This is a genomic window from Corynebacterium argentoratense, assembly GCF_021491455.1.
GTDB classification, from domain to species: domain Bacteria; phylum Actinomycetota; class Actinomycetes; order Mycobacteriales; family Mycobacteriaceae; genus Corynebacterium; species Corynebacterium argentoratense_A.
In genome coordinates this window covers 453,456-474,826 of record NZ_JAKETN010000001.1, presented here as the reverse complement: position 1 = coordinate 474,826, position 21,371 = coordinate 453,456, and the positions used below count along the sequence as shown (strand labels likewise).

Sequence of the window (21,371 nt, the reverse complement as noted above, 5' to 3'; positions counted from 1 at the left end):
GGCCCGTGGATTGCTGCCACGGGCCGGTGCTTTTTTGTGTGCTAATATCTTTTGTGCATTGATCCGGCTATCACCGGGGAGCACCCGGAAGAACAGCCACAAGGCTCAGTAGAACCGGGCGGGTGGGACCGACATCTCCTTTAGAAACAAGTGGCTCGTCTTTTTAGGCGGGCAAGCAGGGTGGTACCGCGTGCACAGTCACGTCCCTGCAGCCGAAGAAACAATGTTTTTAAAGGAGTTAACAGTGGCTATTTACCCACGTGTCGATATGACTGGTGGTTCGGCTAAGTTCCCGGACATGGAACAAAACGTTCTGGAGTTTTGGCGCACCGATGGAACCTTCCATGCGTCCATTGACCAGCGTGAAGGCTGCGAAGAATATACCTTCTTCGACGGGCCTCCTTTTGCTAACGGTTTGCCGCACTATGGCCACCTTTTGACTGGCTACGTCAAGGACATCATTCCCCGTTACCAAACCATGCGTGGCAAGAAAGTCGGCCGTGTCTTCGGCTGGGACTGCCACGGCTTGCCCGCTGAGCTCGAGGCTGAAAAGCAGCTCGGGATCAAGGACAAAGGCGAAGTCGAGGCTATGGGCCTTGCCAAGTTCAACGAATACTGTGGCACCTCCGTGTTGCGCTACACCGAGGAATGGAAAGACTACGTCACCCGCCAGGCCCGCTGGGTGGATTTCGACAACGGCTACAAGACCATGGATCTAGACTTCATGGAATCCGTGATGTGGGCGTTCAAACAGCTCTACGAAAAGGGGCTCGTTTACCAAGGGTTCCGCGTCCTTCCTTACTCTTGGGCTGAGCATACTCCGCTGTCGAATCAGGAGACCCGCCTGGATGACTCCTACAAGATGCGCCAGGACCCCACGCTGACTGTCACCCTGCCGTTGACCGGGGCAGTGGCAGGCACCAAGGGCGAAGACACCTGGGCTGCACACCCAGAGCTCCATGACGCTGCGGCGCTCGCCTGGACGACCACCCCGTGGACTCTTCCCTCCAACCTGGCGCTCGCTGTCAATCCCGGCGTTAGCTACGCGCTCGTGAAGGTCGGAAACGACGGGGCAGAGGCCTTCGTCGGCCGCACTTTCCTCATCGCAGAGCCCTTGGTTGGTGCCTACGCCAAGGAATTCGGTAAAGAGCACGAAGTCGTCGCCACCTTCAGCGGTGCAGACCTCGCAGGTCTTACCTACACCCCGGTGTTTGACTACTTCGCGGACCACCCCAACGCCTTCCAGATCCTGGAAGCCGACTACGTCACCACCGAAGATGGCACCGGTATCGTCCACCAGGCACCCGCTTTCGGTGAAGACGATATGAACACCTGCGCAGCCTACGGTATCGAGGTCGTCATCCCCGTGGATATGGATGGCAAATTCACCAACCAGGTTCCGGACTACGAAGGCCAGCTCGTCTTCGACGCCAACAAATCAATCATCGCCGATCTGAAAGCAGCAGGCCGCGTGCTGCGCCACCAGACCATCGAGCACTCCTACCCCCACTCATGGCGCTCCGGTGAACCCCTGATCTACATGGCTCTGCCATCGTGGTTCGTTGCTGTCACCAAAATCCGCGATCGCATGGTGGAACTCAACCAGGAGATCGAATGGATGCCGGCGCACATTCGTGACGGCCAGTTCGGCAAGTGGCTCGAAGGTGCTCGCGACTGGAACATCTCCCGCAACCGCTACTGGGGCTCACCCATCCCGGTGTGGGTCTCTGACGATGACAATTACCCGCGCGTCGACGTCTACGGTTCCCTAGACGAGCTAGAGCGAGACTTCGGTGTTCGCCCAACCTCCCTGCACCGTCCCTACATCGACGAGCTCACCCGCCCTAATCCTGACGACCCGACCGGCAAGTCCACCATGCGCCGTGTGCCCGAGGTCCTCGACTGCTGGTTCGAATCCGGCTCCATGTTCTACGCACAAAAGCACTACCCCTTTGAAAACAAAGAGTGGTGCGAGGCCCACTGGCCTGCGGACTTCATCGTCGAGTACTCCGGCCAAACCCGCGGCTGGTTCTACACCATGCACGTCCTCGCAACCGCACTACTGGACAAGCCCAGCTACAAAAAAGTCGTGGCCCACGGCATCGTCCTAGGCGACGACGGACTGAAGATGAGTAAGTCCAAGGGCAACTACCCAAACGTCAACGAAGTGTTCGACCGTGACGGCTCCGACGCGATGCGCTGGTTCCTCATGAGCTCCCCGATCCTGCGCGGCGGCAACCTCATCGTCACCGAACAAGGCATCCGCGAGGGCGTACGCCAAGCATTACTGCCCATGTGGAACGCCTACAGCTTCCTCACCCTCTACTCAGAGAAAGAAGCACAGTTCGACACCAGCAGCACCAACGTGCTGGACCGCTACATCCTCGCAAAGCTCCACAACCTCGTCGCCAACGTCCAAGACGCCCTCGACGGCACCGACATCGCCCGAGCCTGCGACGAAGTGCGCTGGTTCTGCGACGCCCTCACCAACTGGTACGTGCGCCGCTCCCGCGCCCGCTTCTGGGCAGGCGACAGCGAGCACCCCGAGGCCTTCAACACCCTCTACACCGTGCTGGAAACCCTCTGCCGCGTCGCAGCCCCCTTGCTGCCCATGGCCACCGAAGTCATCTGGCGCGGACTCACCGGCGAGCGCTCCGTGCACCTCACCGACTACCCGAATGCTGCCGACTACCCGGCTGACGACGAACTAGTCCGCACCATGGACGACATCCGCGGCGTCTGCTCCGCAGCATCCTCCGTACGCAAAGCACACAAACTGCGCAACCGCCTACCCCTGCCGAAACTCACCGTCGCACTGGAGCAATCCGACCGACTCGAACCCTTCGCAGACATCATCCGCGACGAAGTCAACGTCAAAGAAGTTTCTTTGACCGATGACGTCGACTCCGTCGGACGCTTCGAAGTTGTCGTCAACGCCCGCGTGGCTGGCCCCCGCCTCGGCGGTGACGTCCAACGCGCCATCAAGGCAGTCAAGGCCGGCAACTACACCCGCGAAGGCGATGTTGTTGTGGCCGACGGCATCGAGCTGCAGGCCGGTGAATACACCGAGCGTCTTGTCGCGGCAGACCCCGAATCCACCGCACAGATCGAAGGCGTCGGCGGGCTGGTCGTCCTGGATATGAACCTCACCGAGGAACTAGAGGCCGAAGGCTGGGCCGCTGACATCGTTCGTGGCCTCCAAGATGCCCGCAAGGCCAGTGGTTTCGATGTGTCCGACCGTATCGAGGTCACTCTCCACGTGCCGGCCGACAAACTCGAATGGGCACAGCGCCACCAAGAGTTCATCGCCGGGGAAGTGCTGGCCACTAGCTTCGATATTCTCGGGGCAGACAGTGGTCTGGCTGGCGAGCACCAGATCATCGATGGTGTGACTGCCACCTGCGTCAAGAAGGCCTAAAGGCCTTTAAAAAAACCGAGAGGGCGGGGTTGGGGTAGCTCCCGCTCTCTTGGCTTCACCGGGCGGCGACTACGAGGCCGCCCGGCTGCAGAATCGTTCGCGGAAACTCCCCAACCCCGCCCTGTGTTTAAGAGATGATAGCTGTCTAGCTCAGGGGGGGGGCTTTTCCGGTGAGTGCGTTGAAGATCGCGCGAATTCCGTCGAGGGTGTCGGCTTGTGCGAGGGTCATCAAGCTGGCGGCGGTCAGTGCTGCGAGGGCGGCGGCTGCGAATCGTTTTATGGGTGTGACACTAGCGACAAATGTCTGCTTCCGCTACCCCCGGGGGTAGCGCCGCCTGATGTAGGGCTGGTTGGCCATGATGGTGCCCCAAGTGGTTGTCGCCGCCAGGGCCTTAGAGCCTGGTGGCAGTTTGTTGAGACTCTGGCGAGAGTCTGGAATGAGAGTGTTGGGCAGAATTTGGCGAGACTCTGGACAGGCTCTCCTGGTCAGGGGCGTTCTTGGACTAGACTTTAGCCCAGAATTGGGCCTCGCGAATGTTGCTTCGATCCAGTGATTGACCTCGTGTGGCCAGCGAGTCTCACTACTATCTGTGATGGGGCAAACCCCAGTTAAGGTTGTAAGTATGTATCGCTGGGTGTTGCACATCGATATGGATGCGTTCTTCGCATCCGTCGAGCAGCTCACCCGCCCCACTCTTCGTGGCCGCCCGGTGCTGGTTGGTGGCATGGGCGGACGCGGCGTCGTCGCTGGTGCGAGCTACGAGGCTCGTGCGTTCGGGGCGCATTCGGCTATGCCCATCAACCAGGCTAAACGACAGGTTGGCCCTGGGGTTGTGGTGGTGAGGCCTCGCCACGCGGTGTATTCGGCAGCGTCGCACAGGGTGTTTTCACTGGTGGCGGAGCACGCCGGGGTGATCCAGCAGATCAGCATCGACGAAGCATTCATTGAACCCCAGCAGTTAGTCGGCGCCACCGAAGAAGACGTCCGCGAATGGGCCGAAGGGCTGCGCGCCAAGGTGCTTGAGGCGACGGGGCTAACGGCATCGATTGGTGCGGGCTCGGGCAAACAGTACGCCAAGATTGCCTCTGGCCTGGCTAAACCCGATGGGGTGATGGTGCTGCCGAGGGACGCCGAGATGGAATTTCTCGCACCCCTACCAGTACGAAAATTGTGGGGTGTGGGGCCGGTAGCTGGGCAGAAGCTGCGGCAGATTGGTGTGGAGACCATCGAAGACTTGGCTGCGCTGACGCAGAAAGAAGCCGAAATGACACTCGGGCGTGCTGTCGGTTTGAGTTTGTGGCAGCGTGCGCGCGGCATCGACCCAGAACCGGTGGAGCCGCGCGGCGTCTCCAAGTCAATCGGTGCGGAATACACCTACCCGAAAGATCTGACGACTTCTTCGGAGGTTGACGCCGCGGTGGACCGGGCCTTTAATGCTGCTTACCGCAGGCTGCTGGAGGATGGCCGCGGCGCCCGGACGGTGAGCGTGAAGCTGAAGTTGGCGGACTTCCAAACCCAAAGCCGCTCGCACAGCATTGACTATGCGACAGACAATGAGCATGTGTTGGAAAAGATGGCCGGCAGTTTGGTGCGTTACCCCAACGAGGTCGGGCCCATTCGCCTGGTAGGGGTGTCCTTTTCTGGCCTGGAGTTCGGCATGCAGGATGCGCTGTTTCCGGAGTTGCAGCCGGTTGCGTTAGCCAAAGATACAGATGTTGATTACGAGGTGGGGGTGCGTGCGGCCGCGACGGTTGCTGAGGACCTGCAGATTGAACGCGACGTCATGAGTGATTGGTGGGCTACCCAGGATGTTGTGCATGAAGAATATGGGCATGGGTGGATCCAAGGTGTGGGTTTTGGGCGGATGACGGTTCGTTTTGAGACGCGGGCGACGCCGCCGGGGCGGACAAAAAGTTTCGCGACGGATGACCCTGCACTGCGGCCGGGGGACCCTTTGGATAGTTTGGCGTGGGGTGACAGGTAGCGTTTCCGGTTCAATCCGAGGGACGACCCCATGCTGGTGCGTTATTCACGATCGAAGAGATCGCCCAGGTCGCTCGGGAAGCCATCTGGCCGCTTGAAAGACACGGGGCCGTTGCTGAAGAGTTGACGGATGTAGGTATCGGGGTCATCGAGTTCATTTAGGTGCTCGATAAACTCCTGGAGATTCAGTGGAGCCAGGGTGCCACCTCAGTGCCGAGTTATTATCGCTGAGGGTGCGGTAGACGAGACCTTGGTTGAAGAGTGTGGCTACGTGTTCGTCAAAGGGGGATCGGGCGCCGTTGGATGGCACCAGCCAGTTAGGGTACTCGATGGATTCGTCGTTGATTTCTTCGAGTAGTTCATCCGGTCAGTAGGTTAAGAAAGACGAGTTGGCGGCTGCCCATAGTCCGGGCAGTTCTGCGGTGGGTATCGCGTCGATTAGTTGTTCGATGTCAGCGTATTCTTTGTGTCGCGCACGACGGGAGATATCGACTAGTTTCTGCTTCGCTTGGAGTATCTTGGGGTCGTCAAACGAGATAGGGCCGGTGAAATTCAGCAGGGTGGTTGGGTCAAAGTCGTCTAGTTCGTGTAACTGAGCCTCTTTTTCTTTTGATGCGCGCAGTAGTGCTTGCTTCGTTTTACGTAGCTCAATGTCGTTGACGCCCTCGCAAGTGCGGCACTTCGCGGTGTGCTTGGCTGCAAATTTTTGTAGCGCTTGACGATTCTTCAGAGTTAGCGGGCCGTCACAGGTTGCACAGTGGGCTCCTTCGACTCGGGCGGTGGAGATGGCGTTTGCTGTCTTGAGTGCTCCGCGCACACCAAGTGCGGCTGGGATGCTGCTGGTTTCCTGTTCTTGGAACAATAGGGGTTCTTTTCGCCCGCCTTCGGCCAGGAATTCCCAGTACATGAAGGCGATGGCGAATGCTTCTGGTGGGCACTGTTGGTCGGCTTCGAGCCGGAAGATGTCGTCCTTGCTGGGTAGGGGAGCGTAGCGCCAGTGATAGTAGCGTTCGCGCAGTTTGCTCATGGGTTGTGCCGTGGAGTACATCCGGGTGGCGCTGTACCCGGATGGTACGTATGGGCTGCGGCAGTCCAGCCATTCGACCGTGTGTGTCCCTGGCGTAACAACTACGCGGAAGTGGTATCCGTCAACCTCGAACTCGTAGGTGTCGCGCCGGCGGAGGCGGTCAAAAAGCTTCATGACGTCGCGTGTAGGTTACAGCTCGGCAGGTGTCAGCGGTTCGATTGAGCTCTGGGGCAGGGGAGGGGGAAATCTTTGGAAGCTGATTCCGCGAGGGCACCCGTTGAGTAGGGAACTTCGTTAGTGGTTAGTGCGGGGTTATCTTTTAAACATGCGCAAACACACGATCGCCACAGTTTTAATTGCAGCAGCCCTGTTGGTCGCCTGCGATGATACGAATGCCAAGGATAAAGTCGGCGGTCAGTCTGCCGAGGTTGAGACCTCGACCGTTACCACCGTGACCACTTCGGTGAGTGAAGCGCCGCAGCCCGTGCCATCAGGGGAGGCCTCTGAGCCTGCAGCAGTTCAGCACGGCTTCATGGCTCCGGCTAAACCTGAGTCAGAGCAAGCCCCTGCACCTGAGCCAGCTCCGGAAGTCGTAGAGCCCCCGGCGTCGCACGCGCCACCGGCCGCTCCGCAGGGTAAGCCGAGCAGTTGTGATGAGGCACGCGCGTGGGGCATTGCTCCGATGACTAGCGACAGTCCGTACTACTCGAAGAAGTTGGACCGCGACGGTGATGGGATCGCCTGCGACCAAACAGGCTAATACTCGCTATTGAGTGTCATCAGTGATCTCGCTGTGTCGCACCTGGCAGCTCGACGTTCAATCGTGCAGCCGCAAAAATACGGTGGAGCAAGTGCTCCAGGGCAACCGTCTTCATGTCGTAAGTTCTGTAGGACGTTACTAGTTCCACGGGCGCCCACCAAGGGTGCTGACGCGTTTTTCGACCGTATCGAGGTTACGTTTCGCCACGTGGAAGCTACTGTGCCATCTACTGGATACTTTTGTGAAACTCCACTACCTCCTCAAACGCCCCAATCTGCGAAACGTTTCCCGCCAAAACCCCCATGCATTTCCCTCTACCACCTGGAACTATGCCATGACCTGCAAGAACAGTAGAAAAATAACGTCTGAACTGGCAGTTCGTAATCTGCCGTCTTAAGGCGTTCCATCCTTGGATTTCGACTGTCTCCGCTTAGGTTCCGCATTCGCCACCGGGTCAAAACCGAGTTGATCCATCAACTTCTTTTGACGTTTCTCAACTCTCTCGCGGTCAGTCTCAAGCGTCTTCTGCCTAACGCTGATCGCTAGACCCTTCCAAAACAACTCTTCTTCCGTAAACGCGCCCGATTCCTGATCCGCTATGAACCGCTGAAAATCGTCATTAAACCGATATATTTCCTCGGCTACCCGCTCCCTCTCTTTTGAAACCTCGGAGATTTCATTGTTCCGGGGAAGTCCATCCCAGAGGTTCTGATATGGCAACTCGTGTACATCTCGCATGTATGTTACCGGCTGGAATCCAAAACACCATTGCTCGGGGATGCGGATGTGTTCATCCTCCCAGCGGAAAATCACCCCGATGAAACCATCCTGAAGACACCCGACGAAACCAGCCCGTTTGTCGTTGTCATCCACGAGTTCGAGATAATTGGAAAATGGCGTAATCCATTCTTCTGGGCGGGACGGGTCAAGCCCCTGAACGTGCTCGTAATCCTTGTAAAGCAAGAGCGAAAACGTGTGAACCATTTCCGGATCGTGCAGGTATAAGCGAAGGTCTTCCGGCACCTCGTAGCCCGCGTCGTACATCTTGCAGCCGAAATGCTTCACGTAATAACGGGCTAGGTCTCCCTGATCGTACGGAGTACCCGCGAAGACCTCATCCCAATGAAAATCACGCCGGTTCCTGTAATACTCCAGGTCATCCAGGATGAAGTCCATGAAGTGGTCATAAGCCTTGTCGAACGGCTGCGAGAATTGGTTATTGCAGTACGAGCAGATGGTTTTACCGAACATGAAGATTCCATGATTCGGGCCGCTCATCTTGTAAATGCGTCCATCACTGCCGATAGTGCCTAACGGTTGTTCTCCGCCCGCCTTCCAAATCTTTTTAATCCGAGAACTCTTAAAGGCGTGCTCTTGAGAGTTGGCGGGACGCTCCTCACAGATCCAACAAATATCTCGATCACGCCGAGGAAAAGCCGGGTTCGCCTTTTTCTTGACCATTAATCGTCCGCTTCTGTCCGCGCCTTCGCCACCGTAGCCAACGGTGCAACAGGATCAGCCGCCACCAACACAGCCGTCGACTTCGCCAAAGCACCCCGAGTAAGTCCCAACCCCTCCAAACGCCCATCCCACGCGGCAGCAGGCTGCGACAAACGACCCACAAAACTCACACGTGAACCCTCACCAGGCGACCACACACCACCCCGGGCAACCGACACCACATCCACCGGCTCCGCCAACAAACGATCCCGCACCCGTGCCGGCACCTCCAAACACTGCGCCACAGTCAACAAACGCTCACGCTCATCAGCATCAAGCACCCCATCCTCCCACGCATCCAACGCCACCTGGGAAAAGAAACGCAAATGCTCTGCCTGAACCCCCGCGGCGTCAAGACCCACTGAACCTGCAACATCGCCAAGCTCCCGAACCTCGGCACGCGACACATAGCCGTCAGCCAAGGCCTTGGCCAACGCCGAACGGTACTTATCCACCCGCGCATCCCCCGAAGCCGGCACACGACTAGCTACACGCGCAACCCAACCACGCTGGGCCCCCTCCGGCAACTGCTCACCACGGGCAAGCCTTGCACCCCGAGCCAAACCCAACTGCCGGACACCCATCATGTCCACCAACGTGTACTCACGACGCAACAGGATCTTCTGCGCCGCCTTATCGGAGGCAAAAAACTGCAACAGCTCCGCCGTATGCCGGGCATCATTCATCGCATGATGCGCACCAGACTGCGCAATCCCCGCCATGCGCAAGCAATCCGACAACTTACCCGTGCACCCAAAACGCTCACGGCCAACAAGCATCGTGCACACCGAATTGTTGAAGAACTCCCCAGCATCCACCCCCACACGCTCAAACTCCGAACGCAACATACGCGCATCAAAACTCACATTATGAGCTACAAAAAACCTGCCATGCAGCAGCGACGCGAATTCATCGGCGATCTCCGCAAACGCCGGCGCATCCTCAAGATCCTCCCGCGTCAACCCATGATGCTCCGTCGAACCCACCCGCTTCGACCACACCAACGTCTGCCACTCACCCTGAACCCGAAACTGCGGATCCAACAGCACCAACCCAATCTCGATCACACGATCCCACTGGGAAAGACCACTGGTCTCCACATCCACTACCGCAAAACCACGATCGTCATAAAGGCCAGGCTGCGACACGATAGGTTCACCTCTCACACTAGTTTTGCGCTAATCATAGAAGGTAAAACACAAAAACCCCCTCTTTCGGTGAAGAGGGGGTAACAAACGAGCTAAGACAAGCTAAAACAAGGTCGCAGGGTGGACGCCACTAGCAATCGCCACCGCCAGCAACACACGAGCCTGCGCCGCCCTAAAATACGTCGACCCCAACGCACCCTTCGCCGCTAACGTCGCACCGCCACCGGCGCCACCATACGAACCAAACACATCACCACGAGGCACACGCGTAGTCACAACCACCGGAATCCCAGCATCCAACGCATCAACAATGCCCAACGCCAACTGACGCCCCACATTGCCAGCACCCATAGCCTCCACCACAATGCCCTGCGCACCCGCAGCCACCGCGGCGTCAATAAGCGTCCGATCAGCCCCCGCAAACGCCGGCACAATATCCACCCGAGTGCCATCCAACGCAACCGGAGCAATCGGATCCGGGCGTGTTGGCTCCTCCGGACCATTAGTCGCAAACGCTAACTCGTCACTGGTATGCCACTTCACGCACCCACGAGCAGGGATCACCGCATGCCCAAACACCACCAAGGTGCCAATCCCACGCGCAGAATCATCCGCGGCAATCACACACGCCTCAAACAAATTCCCCGGACCATCAGCCTCCGGATGATCAAAAGACTTCTGAGCCCCCGTAAAAATCACCGGCCGCAAATCATTATGGAAACAATCCACCGCAACCGCAGTCTCCTCCATCGAATCCGTACCATGAGTGACCACAATGCCCGTCACAGACGGATCTTCGAAAACCCTGTGAATTTCCGCAACAATATCATCAACATCCGCAAACGTCATCGCCGCAGAATCAAGACGGTTCAACTCGCGAACATCAAAGGAAAAATCCTCCCCAAAACGGGCCGCCACCGGCGCAATCAGATCCCGTCCCGATACCGTCGGCAACAGCACGCCCTCCGGGGAAGTCGTGCACGCAATAGTCCCGCCAGTAGTCAACACCACGATTTTCTTCATGCTATCCAGAGTGCCACACCCGAGCGCCTCAGGTAACATAGTCACCCATGAAGACTCGCAAACTAATAGCTATCGCAGCCGCAGCCGCCACCATGCTGAGCGTCGCAGCCTGCTCCAGCGACGGGGACAAAGCCGCTGACACCACCCGCAGCAGCACCACCGCACAGTCCACGACTGCGACCCAACAAGACCTCCCCACCGCCGCAGAACTCAACGAAGTTCTCGCCCGCGTCGTCGACCCGGCCGTACCCAACGAAGAAAAAGCACAGGCCATCCAAGGCGGCGAGCAAGCCCCCGAACTGTTCGACACCATGGTCCGTGCCAAGGAAGAATCCGGCGCAGAATTCCGCGTAGAAGACCCAGTCATGGAAGGCTACAGCCCCAACTCCGCACTGGCACTGGTCACCTTCACCCTGCCGGACCGCCCCGAACAAAACGTCAAGGACGTCGAATTCGTCTACGAAGACGGCACCTGGAAACTATCCACCAAGTGGGCCTGCATGCTGATCACCAACGTTGTGCCCCCAGAGCAGGTCCCTGCCATGTGCACCGACGGCAATGACGCCGCCCCTGCCGCTCCCGCCGAAGGCGAAGCACAACAATAAGCCTTCACAACGACAAATAAACGCCCAGGGTGAATAACCCTGGGCGTTTATTTTTGTCAACTACTTAAGCCCCACGTGCGTTGTCATATCCTGCACTACATTGAACGCATCATCCGCACCACGCTTGCCATACACCACCCGGGTGGAGACATCCACACTCATCCGCGTCGGCACCGGCTGGGCAAAATCAATGCGCATGCTGCCCGAAGACTTGCTGGAAGAATCCAGTACATCCAACTCGTCGCCGACCGACGTCACCGCAGGACGCTGAACCACCGCGACGTCAACATCCATTCCGTCATCGTCCAACGCGGTCACCGTATACGTCGTGGTTTGCAACAACGTTGAATCCCCAGCAACACGCGAATCCACCGACCACGAACCGCCCACACCCACGGCATCCGTCGGTAGAATCACCGGCACAGCCATCAACAACTTCATCGCCTTTTCATCGGCCACACGCTGCTCATCCGACGCATCCTCCGGCGCACGAAACGCCACCGCGGAATAACGCCCAGTGTCATCGACATCCATCCACGTCGCGCGGAAACCATCAGGCATCACAAAACGCAACACCTGACCCTCGCGGCTGACCTTCAGCTCACGCTCACCAGAATCCGGTGCGGGCAGTGAAGGGTCCCCACCAACCTCCTGCGCAAAAGCCGTAGCAGTCACCAATACCCGAGACGTATCCACATCCGCGACGTCAAAACGCACAACCTTCGGATCCTCACCAGACTCCTGCAACGTCACGCGCGGCTGATCAATCGGCGCCCCCACCGCATTATCCAACGCTTGATCCTGCACATCAGCGCCTGAGGAATCACCATCAGCACAACCAACAAGCAGCAAACACGCACACACAGCGGCAGCAATACGCGGGTAACTCATGGGTTTTAGGCTACCGGTGTGTAATGATATGGGGCGTGAATGACACAGGAAACGCTGTGAATAGCACCCGGCCACACACCCGCAGCCTGCTTGCCGCCATCGCAGCAGTCGTCGCAGCTGACCAGCTCAGCAAAGCCGTGGTGCTCGCCACCCTAGAACCGGGCCAACCCCTGTACCTCATCGGCGACTGGTTCCGCTTCTACCTTCTGTTTAACTCCGGGGCGGCGTTTTCCATGGGCGAAAACCTCACGCCTGTGTTCACCGCTATCCAATTGTTTTTCGGCATCGGCATCACCATCGTCATCCTTCGCGGCAAAGTCTCCCGGATTTTTGGCCGCCCCGACGCCATCGTCGGCCTTGGCCTAGCGCTCATCGCCGGCGGCGCGCTGGGCAACGTCATCGATCGCCTCTTCCGCGCACCCGGATTTTTCGTCGGCCACGTCGTGGACTTCATTTCCGTCGGTAGTTTTGCCGTGTTCAACCTCGCTGATTCCGCCATCACCATCGGCGTCGCACTGATCATCCTTCGAAGCATCATGGAGGCAAAATGAGCCAAATCAGAACCCTGCCCATCCCCGAAGGCCTCGACGGAATGCGTGTTGACGCCGCGGTATCGAAACTTTGCGGAATCTCCCGCACCGCCGCAGCCGAGTTGGCGCAGTCCGGACAAATCACCGTCGATGGGGTAGAGGTCGGCAAATCAGATCGACTCTCCGCCGACTGCATGCTTGAAGTCAGTCTTCCCGAGCCCAAAAAAGTCATACCTAAGGTCGAGCCCGTTGAAGGCATGGACATTATTTATTCCGACGAGGACATCATCGTCGTGGATAAACCCGTCGGCGTGGCGGCACATCCCACCGTCGGCTGGGAGGGGCCCACCGTGGTGGGGGGACTCGCCGCTGCGGGTTTTCGGGTGTCAACCTCCGGCCCGCCAGAGCGTCAAGGCATCGTCCAGCGACTCGACGTCGGCACCTCTGGTGTGATGGTTGTTGCCGCATCAGAGCGTGCCTACACCCAGCTCAAGCGAGCCTTCCGCGACCGCACCCCCGAAAAGACCTACCACGCGCTCGTCCAAGGCCACCCCGACCCACTGACCGGAACCATCGAAGCCCCCATCGGGCGGCACCCTTCCGCTGGCTGGCGCTTTGCCGTGACCACCGACGGCAAACACTCCGTCACCCACTACGAAACAATCGAAGCCTTCCGCGAAGCCACCCTGCTAAAAATCCACCTGGAAACCGGCCGCACCCACCAAATCCGCGTCCACTTTTCCGCACTCCACCACCCCTGCTGCGGTGACCCCATGTACGGCTCCGACCCCAAACTCAACGCGCGCCTGGGGCTCGACCGCCAATGGCTACACGCTGTATCCCTCGGATTCGCGCACCCCGGTGACGGCCGATGGGTGACCTTCGAATCCCCCTACCCAGCAGACCTCCAGCACGCCGTGGATGTGTTGCGCGCATGAGCAGCTGGAAACAATGGGTATCCGCAGGCTGCCTTGTCGCCATGCTCGGCGCAGTCGTCGCCGCCAGCTACTCCGACCGCACCGCCAAACCCATGGCCATCAACGGCGACGGCCTAGGCCCCGACACCGGCGAGTCCCTCGATGAGTACGCCAATAGGGTATCCGACAGTTGGAAAGACCTCCCCGATGGCCAACGCACCTTCGCCCTCATCGCATTCACACAACCTCTCGTCGACCGCGATGCCGGCGAACTGCTAGAGCGCCACGGCATCCGCCGCGTCAACGCCATGCTCATCGACGGCCAACCCGCCATCCCACTACCCGAACCCACCGGGGATGACCGACGCCGCGACGTGTTTGAACGCTACCTCAGTGCCGCACGCGCACGCGGAATGGACGCCCGAGCCCTACGCGGCGTCATTGTGTATGAAGACAAAGATCACCTGGAGTCTTTAGCCTCCGACCCGTCCGTCGCGGTTGTCGACAGTGCACCCACTGACGCATCCTGGGGGCGCCTGGGGGTGCGGATGCTCGAATCCACCAAATAAATCACCACCGCCGTCCAAATAATGCAAAAACCAACCCACCGGGCATGACTAATGTGCTCATGCACAACGAACACCGCCCACAACATCTGCATCGACGGCGTCATGTACTGGATCATCCCAATCGCCGACAACGGCACCAGCTTCGCCGCCTTGCCAAACAACAACAACGGCACCGCAGTAACAATCCCGGTACTGACCATCAACGCCGCATGGCCTGGCCCATGGGAAGGAAACGTCGACGGAGTGAGCAAAACATACCCCAACGCCACAGGCAAAAGCACGAAAGTCTCCGCCGTCAGCGACGCAATCGGGCTAAGCAACACCCGCTTTTTCATCAACCCATAGAAACCAAAAGTAAACGCCAGCACCAAGCCCAACACCGGCGGCTGGCCCCCCAGAACCATCAGCAACACCACGGCCCCAGCAGCCAAACCAATGGAGATTTTCTGCAGGAAGCTCAAACGTTCCGAATAAAACACAACACCCAGCGCAACCGCCACTAGCGGGTTAATGAAGTACCCCAAGGCGGCCTCATTGACGTGCCCGGAATTAACCGCCAGGATGTACACGCCCCAGTTCGCGGCGATCAACACAGCAGCCGATGAGATAAGCAACCACTGTGTGCGGTCGGCTTTCCGCAACTCCGACCACTTACGGGTCACTGTGATCAGCCCGGCCAGAAAGACGGCTGTCCAAATGATGCGGTGGGCCAGGATCTCCATCGGGCTTGCTGGCTCCAGCAGGGGAAAGAACGCTGGGAACGCACCCCACAGTAGGTAAGCCAAGATCGCGTACAACATGGCTCGACCATAGCAGGCGGCAGGGGAGTGAGCAGCGTATTAAACAGCGTTCAATTGCGGGCTACAATAAGCCCATGAACGCCGCGACACCCAACCCCCACATCAGCCTCGAAGCAGACGCCGCCACACGCAACACCGACTGAGCCACACAAGGCCTCGCCCGCTTCGAACGCCACTTTTCCACCGGCCAAACCCCCACCGCAGAAGTCGACGGCGCCCAACGCCTACTATTTTCCAGCTCCAACTACCTGGGCCTCGCCGAAGACCCCCTAGTTATTGACGCCGCGTTGGTGTCCCGGTTGCAGTCTCGTGCGCGCACACTGCGTGCACTGCTGCGTGTTCGTGGTGTGCCTGTGGCCGGTTTGGATGAATCGGCAATCATCCCAGTGCACGTCGGAGATGAACGCTTAGCCGTCGAAGCCGCGGCTCAATTACAACAGCGCGGTATCCAAGCCCCGGCTATTCGATACCCCACGGTGCCTCGCGGACAGGCCATCTTGAGGCTTACCGTCATGGCCACACACACCGATGAGCAGCTGAAACAGTGCGCACACGTGATGGGTGAAATCTTTGAAAACCTAGGTTTGACGCAATCCGTAGAATAAGCCGCATGAGTAAGTCCTCCTTCGTGCATCTCCACAACCACACCGAGTACTCCATGCTCGATGGAATGGCGAAGGTGGATCTTCTTGCAGAAGAGGTCAACCGCCAAGGTATGCCCGCAGTTGGCATGACCGACCACGGCAACATGTTCGGCTCTGATGCCTTCTACCGCAAGATGGTCGACGCAGGCATCAAACCCATCATCGGTATCGAGGCCTACCTGGCACCGGAGTCTCGCTTCAACAAACAGCGCGTGCGCTGGGGCGAACCCCACCAAAAATCTGACGACGTCTCCGCATCCGGCGCCTACCTGCACCAAACGATGCTCGCAGAAACCGCCACAGGCTTGCGCAACCTGTTTTATTTGTCCTCCATGGCCTCCTATGAAGGCCAGTTGGGCAAGTGGCCCCGTATGGATGCGGAACTCATTGCCGAAAACGCCACCGGGATCATCGCCACCACAGGCTGCCCCTCCGGCGACGTGCAGACCCGCCTGCGCCTCGGACAATTCGACGAAGCACTCGAAGCTGCCGCAATGTGGCAGGACATCTACGGTAAAGACAATTACTTCCTCGAGCTGATGGACCACGGCTTGGACATCGAAAACCGTGTTCGCAGCGAGCTCCTGGAGATCGGCCGCAAGCTCGACCTGCCGCCACTGGTGACCAACGACTGCCACTACGTGCTCAAAAGCCAAGCCGAGGCCCATGAGGCCATGCTGTGTGTTCAAACGGGTAAAACCCTGGCCGACCCCGACCGCTTTAAATTCGACGGCGACGGCTACTACATCAAATCCGCCGAAGAAATGCGTGCAACCTGGGACAACCTGGTCCCCGGTGCGTGTGACAACACGCTGTTAATTGCAGAACGCGTCCAAGATTACGGCGAAATCTGGGAGCCCCACACCCACGACCGCATGCCGATCGCCGACGTCCCGGACGGGCACACCCCCACCAGTTGGCTTACCCACCAAGTGATGGAAGGGCTGAAAGACCGCTTCGACGGCGGCCAAGTACCCCAAGCATATGTCGACCGGGCGAAGTACGAGATCGAAGTCATCGACATGAAGGGCTACCCGTCCTACTTCCTCATCGTCGCCGACCTGATCAAACACGCACGCTCCATCGGCATCCGCGTCGGCCCCGGCCGTGGTTCTGCGGCAGGCGCACTGGTCGCCTACGCCCTGACCATCACCAACATCGACCCCATCGAACACGACCTGCTGTTCGAGCGCTTCCTCAACCCCGAGCGCCCGTCCGCACCCGATATCGATATCGACTTCGACGATCGCCGCCGCGGAGAAATGATCCGCTACGCCGCCGACAACTGGGGCGAAGACAAAGTCGCGCAGGTCATCACCTTCGGTACGGTGAAAACCAAGCAGGCCATCAAAGACTCCGCCCGCGTGCAGTTCGGCCAACCGGGCTACCAAATCGCCGACCGCATCACCAAAGCACTGCCGCCGGCGATCATGGCCAAAGACATTCCACTGTCGGGCATCATGGACCCAGAGCACCCGCGCTATGGCGAAGCCGGCGAGGTGCGCACACTGATCGAAACCGACCCAGACGTCAAAAAAATCTACGACACCGCCCGAGGGCTTGAAGGCGTTGTCCGCCAAGCCGGCGTGCACGCCTGCGCCGTCATCATGGCGTCTGTTCCACTACTGGACTGTATCCCCATGTGGAAACGCGCCCAGGACGGCGCCCTGATCACCGGCTGGCCCTACCCGGCGTGTGAAGAAATCGGCCTGTTGAAGATGGACTTCCTGGGCCTGCGCAACCTCACCGTCATCGGCGACTGCATCGACAACATTAAAGCCAACCGGGGTTTCGACCTCGACCTGGAAGGCCTGACCACCGACGACGAAGAAGCCTACAAACTCCTCGCCCGCGGCGACACCCTCGGTGTGTTCCAGCTGGACTCCGGCGGCATGCGCGAACTACTCAAACGCATGGAACCCACCGGCTTCGACGACATCGTCGCCGCGCTCGCCCTGTACCGCCCCGGTCCCATGGGCATGGGTGCGCACTGGGCGTACGCCGACCGCAAAAATGGGCGTGAGGAAATCACCCCCATCCACCCAGAGCTGGAAGAACCCCTGCGGGAGATCCTCGCCGACACCTACGGCCTGATCGTCTACCAAGAGCAGATCATGCGTATCTCCCAAAAGGTCGCCAACTACACCGCAGGCCAGGCGGACGGCTTCCGCAAAGCCATGGGTAAAAAGAAACCTGAGGTGTTGGCCAAGGAGTTCATCACCTTCGAAGCAGGCATGAAGTCCAACGGCTTTTCCGACGGGGCGATCAAAGCCCTGTGGGACACCATCGAACCCTTCGCCTCTTACGCGTTTAACAAGTCCCACGCCGCAGGCTACGGTCTGGTGAGTTTCTGGACGGCCTACCTTAAAGCCAATTACACGGCGGAGTACATGGCGGCGCTGCTCACCAGTGTGGCGGACAAGAAAGATAAGTCGGCGATCTACCTGTCGGACTGCCGCCATTTGGGTATTCACGTGCTGTCTCCGGACGTTAACGAATCATCTTTGACGTTCCAATCCGTCGGCGAGGACATTCGTTTCGGTCTTGGTGCTGTGCGCAATGTTGGCGAAGACGTGGTGGCTTCGATCGTCAAGACGCGTGAAGAAAAAGGCCCGTTCAAGGACTTCTCGGATTACCTGGACAAAATCGACACCTTGCCGTGTTCGAAGCGCGTCACAGAGTCGCTAATCAAAGCCGGCGCCTTTGACTCCATGGGGCACACCCGCAAGGGCCTGATGCTCATCCACGAAGACGCTATCGATTCCGTCATCACCACCAAAAAGGCCGCCGACAAGGGACAGTTCGACCTGTTTGCGAGCCTTTCGGGTGATGACGCCGCGTCGTCATCAGTGTTTGCAATTTCCGTCCCGGAGGAAAATTGGGAGCGTAAACACGAGCTGGCGCTGGAACGCGAGATGCTCGGTCTCTACGTGTCCGGCCACCCCTTGGACGGCTTCGACGAGGCCCTTGCCGCACAGACTGATACGCCGCTGACCACGATCCTGGGTGGGGAACTCCGCCATGGTCAAGAAGTCACAATTGGTGGAATCATCAGCGGTGTTGACCGGCGCTTCAGTAAAAAAGACGGATCCCCCTGGACGATCGTGACCCTGGAAGATCACAACGGCGCCAGCGTCGAGCTGCTGGTGTTCAACAAGGTCTACGCACTGGTCGGCTCCATGATCGCCGAAGACAACATTGTGCTGGCCAAGGCACACGTGTCCATCCGCGACGACCGCATGAGCTTGTTCTGTGATGACATGAAGATGCCCGACCTTGGAGTGGCCGGTGGGGGAGTGCCCCTGCGGTTGACGATGCGGACCGACCAGTGCAGCATGAGCAACATCGCCAAACTCAAAGAAGTCCTCGTGGCTAACCCCGGCGACTCCGACGTGTACTTAAACCTTGTCGATGGCGACAACTCGACCATCATGGTGCTCGGCGAGCACTTGCGCGTTGACCGCTCCGGATCCCTCATGGGTGATCTCAAAGCAACCATGGGGCCGGGCATCCTCGGCTAGAAGGCTAAAGGTAATCTTAGTGATCGTTAGAATATCTTCCGATCGCTATTGAAGGATCACCCGTGGCCCAACCCACCATCGAACGCAGGTCAGTCGGATTCGTCCCCCTCGAGGAGCGCCACGGCAGCGCCTGGAACCAATTCACCCTCTGGGTCGGCGCAAACCTCCAGATCACCGCACTGGTCACCGGCGCTCTGGCCTACGTCTTCGGCGGTGACGTGTTCTGGTCACTGATCGGCCTGTTCATCGGACAGATCGCCGGCGGCGTCGTCATGGCATTGCACTCCGCCCAAGGTCAGCGGCTGGGCCTGCCCCAGATGATCTCCTCCCGCGCCCAATTCGGCGTGTATGGCGCGACACTCCCGCTGATCCTCATCATCTTCATGTACCTCGGCTTTTCAGCCTCAGGTACCGTCCTCGCCGGCCAGGCAGTCGCGGAACTCTACGACGGACCGCAGTGGAGCGGCGTCATCATCTTCGGCGCAGTATCGACCGTGTGCGCAGTCTTCGGATACAACGTCATCCACAAACTCGGCCGCTGGGTCAGCCTCGTGAGCACCATCGCCTTCCTCTACCTCATCATCCGACTGTTCATGGTTGCCGATGTGCCCGCGCTGCTATCGATTAAGCACTTCGACCTGCCACAATTCCTCTTCGCCATCGCGCTAGCCGCATCCTGGCAGATCGCCTACGGCCCCTACGTTGCCGACTACTCCCGCTACCTGCCGGCCACCATCAAATCCTCCCACGTCTTTGGCGCGACCCTCGCCGGCACCGTGATTAGCTCCACCGTCTCCATGAGCCTCGGCGTATTTACCGCAGCCTGGGCGGGCGATACCTTCCGCGGACACGAAGTAGAGACCTTCGTCGGGCTGGGTTCCGCAGGCATCGTCAGTGCACTGATCTACCTGTCGATTGCCGTCGGCAAGCTCACCATCAACGTCCTCAACATTTACGGCGGCTTCATGTGCATGACCACCGCCTACTCTGGTTTCCGTGCCCGCGCCGAAGTCACCCCCACGCAGCGACTCATCGCCATCTTCTGCATGGCAGCCGCAAGCATGGGCCTGGCTGTGTGGGGAACCGCCCAATTCCTCAACGCCTTCAGCTCCTTCCTGCTGTTCCTGCTGACCTTCTTCATCCCCTGGTCAGCAATCAACCTTGCCGACTACTACTGGGTATCCAAGGAACGCTACGACGTGCCCGCGCTGTCTGATCCCAACGGCCGCTACGGCAAGTGGAACTGGGCAGCGCTCGTTGCCTTCGTCGTTGGCGTCCTTATCCAAATGCCCTTCGTCGCCACCAGCTTCTACACCGGCCCCCTGGTGTCCGCAATCGGAGACACTGACATCTCTTGGATCGTCGGTCTGGTCGCCACCACCGTTCTCTACATGGCGCTGCGCCCGCTAGATAAGCGGGTCATCCCAGAGCAGACCATCCTGCCCGAAGTTGATCCCATCGAGGCCGCCGCAGTACGCGTCATGAAAGATGCACACCCACCAACGGGAGCCTAACCCCGCGCGGGGGATTGGCTGCACCGCTCTGGCCTTCTACGCCATGAACACCGTCGAAGACAGCTTCACCTACGACCCGACGTTCTTCACCACTGAGGACAAGCCCACCTGGAGCATCGAACTCACAGACGAGTAAACGAACAGCCCGTCACCGCAGCCACCGACTCGACGGTCTCACCTGGGGCTAACTCCACTAGCCTCAGGCCACCATCGATGGCGAAAACACCCAAATCGGTCACCACCATATCCACACACCCCATACCCGTTAGCGGAAGTGAACAACGCTCCACCAACTTCGGCTGGCCATCGGCAGTGCAATGAGTCATCATCACGATGACTCGCTTGGCACCATGCACCAAATCCATGGCCCCACCAATGCCCTTGGCAGCGCGCCCAGGCACAGACCAATTGGCCAAATCCCCACCAGCAGACACCTGCAAACCGCCGAGCACCGCGACGTCAATACGCTGGGAACGAATCATCCCAAACGACACCCGCCGGCCCACACCAGTGAAAGGAC

Annotated in this window: 17 protein-coding genes and 1 pseudogene; 11 read left to right on the top strand and 7 right to left on the bottom strand. The window is 59.0% G+C overall.

The features are described from left to right. Window positions 1-223 precede the first annotated feature (223 nt). Both ileS and L1C91_RS02165 read left to right on the top strand, forming a co-directional pair. The gene (gene ileS, locus L1C91_RS02170; RefSeq protein ID WP_234857865.1) at window positions 224-3,418 is read left to right on the top strand and encodes an isoleucine--tRNA ligase; all 3,195 of its coding nucleotides are present in this window, start codon (window positions 224-226) and stop codon (window positions 3,416-3,418) included. Window positions 3,419-4,041: 623 nt separating this feature from the next. Continuing rightward, a complete protein-coding gene (locus L1C91_RS02165) occupies window positions 4,042-5,403 on the top strand; it encodes a DNA polymerase IV (RefSeq protein WP_234857777.1) in 1,362 nt (453 codons plus the stop codon). A gap of 366 nt (window positions 5,404-5,769) precedes the next feature. Here L1C91_RS02165 and L1C91_RS02160 read toward each other — a convergent pair whose 3' ends face one another. After that, window positions 5,770-6,603, bottom strand: a complete 834-nt coding sequence (locus L1C91_RS02160) for a hypothetical protein (protein WP_234857776.1) — start codon at window positions 6,601-6,603, stop codon at window positions 5,770-5,772. A 151-nt stretch (window positions 6,604-6,754) separates the two neighbouring features. Between L1C91_RS02160 and L1C91_RS02155 the strand changes: the two genes are divergently transcribed. Beyond that, window positions 6,755-7,189, top strand: a complete 435-nt coding sequence (locus L1C91_RS02155) for an excalibur calcium-binding domain-containing protein (protein WP_234857775.1) — start codon at window positions 6,755-6,757, stop codon at window positions 7,187-7,189. A gap of 393 nt (window positions 7,190-7,582) precedes the next feature. On the opposite strand, the gene L1C91_RS02150 is transcribed toward L1C91_RS02155, so the two are convergent. The 3 genes from L1C91_RS02150 to L1C91_RS02140 form a co-directional block, all read right to left on the bottom strand. Further along, window positions 7,583-8,650, bottom strand: a complete 1,068-nt coding sequence (locus L1C91_RS02150; RefSeq protein ID WP_234857774.1) for a hypothetical protein — start codon at window positions 8,648-8,650, stop codon at window positions 7,583-7,585. After that, a complete protein-coding gene (locus L1C91_RS02145; RefSeq protein ID WP_234857773.1) occupies window positions 8,650-9,837 on the bottom strand; it encodes a 3'-5' exonuclease in 1,188 nt (395 codons plus the stop codon). Before L1C91_RS02145 ends, L1C91_RS02150 begins: the two co-directional genes overlap by 1 nt. Window positions 9,838-9,939: 102 nt before the next feature. Beyond that, entirely contained in the window at window positions 9,940-10,899 is a 960-nt protein-coding gene (locus L1C91_RS02140) for an asparaginase (protein WP_234857864.1), read from the bottom strand. An 8-nt stretch (window positions 10,900-10,907) separates the two neighbouring features. Here L1C91_RS02140 and L1C91_RS02135 point away from each other — a divergent pair, with 8 nt between their 5' ends. Then, on the top strand, window positions 10,908-11,465 hold the full coding sequence (locus L1C91_RS02135) for a hypothetical protein (protein ID WP_234857772.1): 558 nt from the start codon (window positions 10,908-10,910) through the stop codon (window positions 11,463-11,465). A gap of 60 nt (window positions 11,466-11,525) precedes the next feature. Here L1C91_RS02135 and L1C91_RS02130 read toward each other — a convergent pair whose 3' ends face one another. Continuing rightward, window positions 11,526-12,356 (bottom strand): hypothetical protein, encoded by an 831-nt coding sequence (locus L1C91_RS02130; RefSeq protein ID WP_234857771.1) that lies wholly within the window; start codon window positions 12,354-12,356, stop codon window positions 11,526-11,528. An 86-nt stretch (window positions 12,357-12,442) separates the two neighbouring features. Here L1C91_RS02130 and lspA point away from each other — a divergent pair, with 86 nt between their 5' ends. Genes lspA through L1C91_RS02115 form a run of 3 tightly spaced genes read left to right on the top strand, consistent with a single transcriptional unit; the run spans window position 12,443 to window position 14,372 of the window. Then, a complete protein-coding gene (gene lspA / locus L1C91_RS02125; RefSeq protein ID WP_234857863.1) occupies window positions 12,443-12,907 on the top strand; it encodes a signal peptidase II in 465 nt (154 codons plus the stop codon). Then, window positions 12,904-13,824 (top strand): RluA family pseudouridine synthase, encoded by a 921-nt coding sequence (locus L1C91_RS02120; protein WP_234857770.1) that lies wholly within the window; start codon window positions 12,904-12,906, stop codon window positions 13,822-13,824. Before lspA ends, L1C91_RS02120 begins: the two co-directional genes overlap by 4 nt. Next, window positions 13,821-14,372 carry a hypothetical protein gene (locus tag L1C91_RS02115; RefSeq protein WP_234857769.1) on the top strand — a complete coding sequence of 184 codons (552 nt, stop codon included), beginning with the start codon at window positions 13,821-13,823 and terminating at the stop codon, window positions 14,370-14,372. Before L1C91_RS02120 ends, L1C91_RS02115 begins: the two co-directional genes overlap by 4 nt. Here L1C91_RS02115 and rarD read toward each other — a convergent pair. Beyond that, window positions 14,264-15,172: an EamA family transporter RarD gene (rarD, locus tag L1C91_RS02110; protein ID WP_234857768.1), complete on the bottom strand. Its 909-nt coding sequence runs from the start codon at window positions 15,170-15,172 to the stop codon at window positions 14,264-14,266. The genes L1C91_RS02115 and rarD overlap by 109 nt on opposite strands. 290 nt (window positions 15,173-15,462) lie before the next feature. On the opposite strand from rarD, the gene L1C91_RS02105 reads away from it, so the two are divergent. From L1C91_RS02105 to L1C91_RS02090, 4 genes are read left to right on the top strand one after another with little or no spacing between them, the layout of a single operon-like run. Further along, complete coding sequence (locus tag L1C91_RS02105; RefSeq protein ID WP_328219568.1) at window positions 15,463-15,777, top strand: aminotransferase class I/II-fold pyridoxal phosphate-dependent enzyme; 315 nt, start codon at window positions 15,463-15,465, stop codon at window positions 15,775-15,777. 5 nt (window positions 15,778-15,782) lie between these two features. Continuing rightward, a complete protein-coding gene (gene dnaE / locus L1C91_RS02100) occupies window positions 15,783-19,337 on the top strand; it encodes a DNA polymerase III subunit alpha (RefSeq protein ID WP_234857766.1) in 3,555 nt (1,184 codons plus the stop codon). 41 nt (window positions 19,338-19,378) lie between these two features. After that, window positions 19,379-20,851, top strand: coding sequence for a purine-cytosine permease family protein (locus L1C91_RS02095; RefSeq protein ID WP_419178694.1), 1,473 nt, complete (start codon window positions 19,379-19,381; stop codon window positions 20,849-20,851). Continuing rightward, complete coding sequence (locus tag L1C91_RS02090; RefSeq protein WP_234857764.1) at window positions 20,826-20,987, top strand: hypothetical protein; 162 nt, start codon at window positions 20,826-20,828, stop codon at window positions 20,985-20,987. The genes L1C91_RS02095 and L1C91_RS02090 overlap by 26 nt, the downstream gene beginning before the upstream one ends. Here the strand turns inward: L1C91_RS02090 and L1C91_RS02085 are convergent. Next, window positions 20,974-21,342, bottom strand: a pseudogene (locus L1C91_RS02085) (CoA-transferase); the annotation flags it as partial. The gene L1C91_RS02090 and the pseudogene L1C91_RS02085 overlap by 14 nt on opposite strands. Window positions 21,343-21,371: the final 29 nt, after the last annotated feature.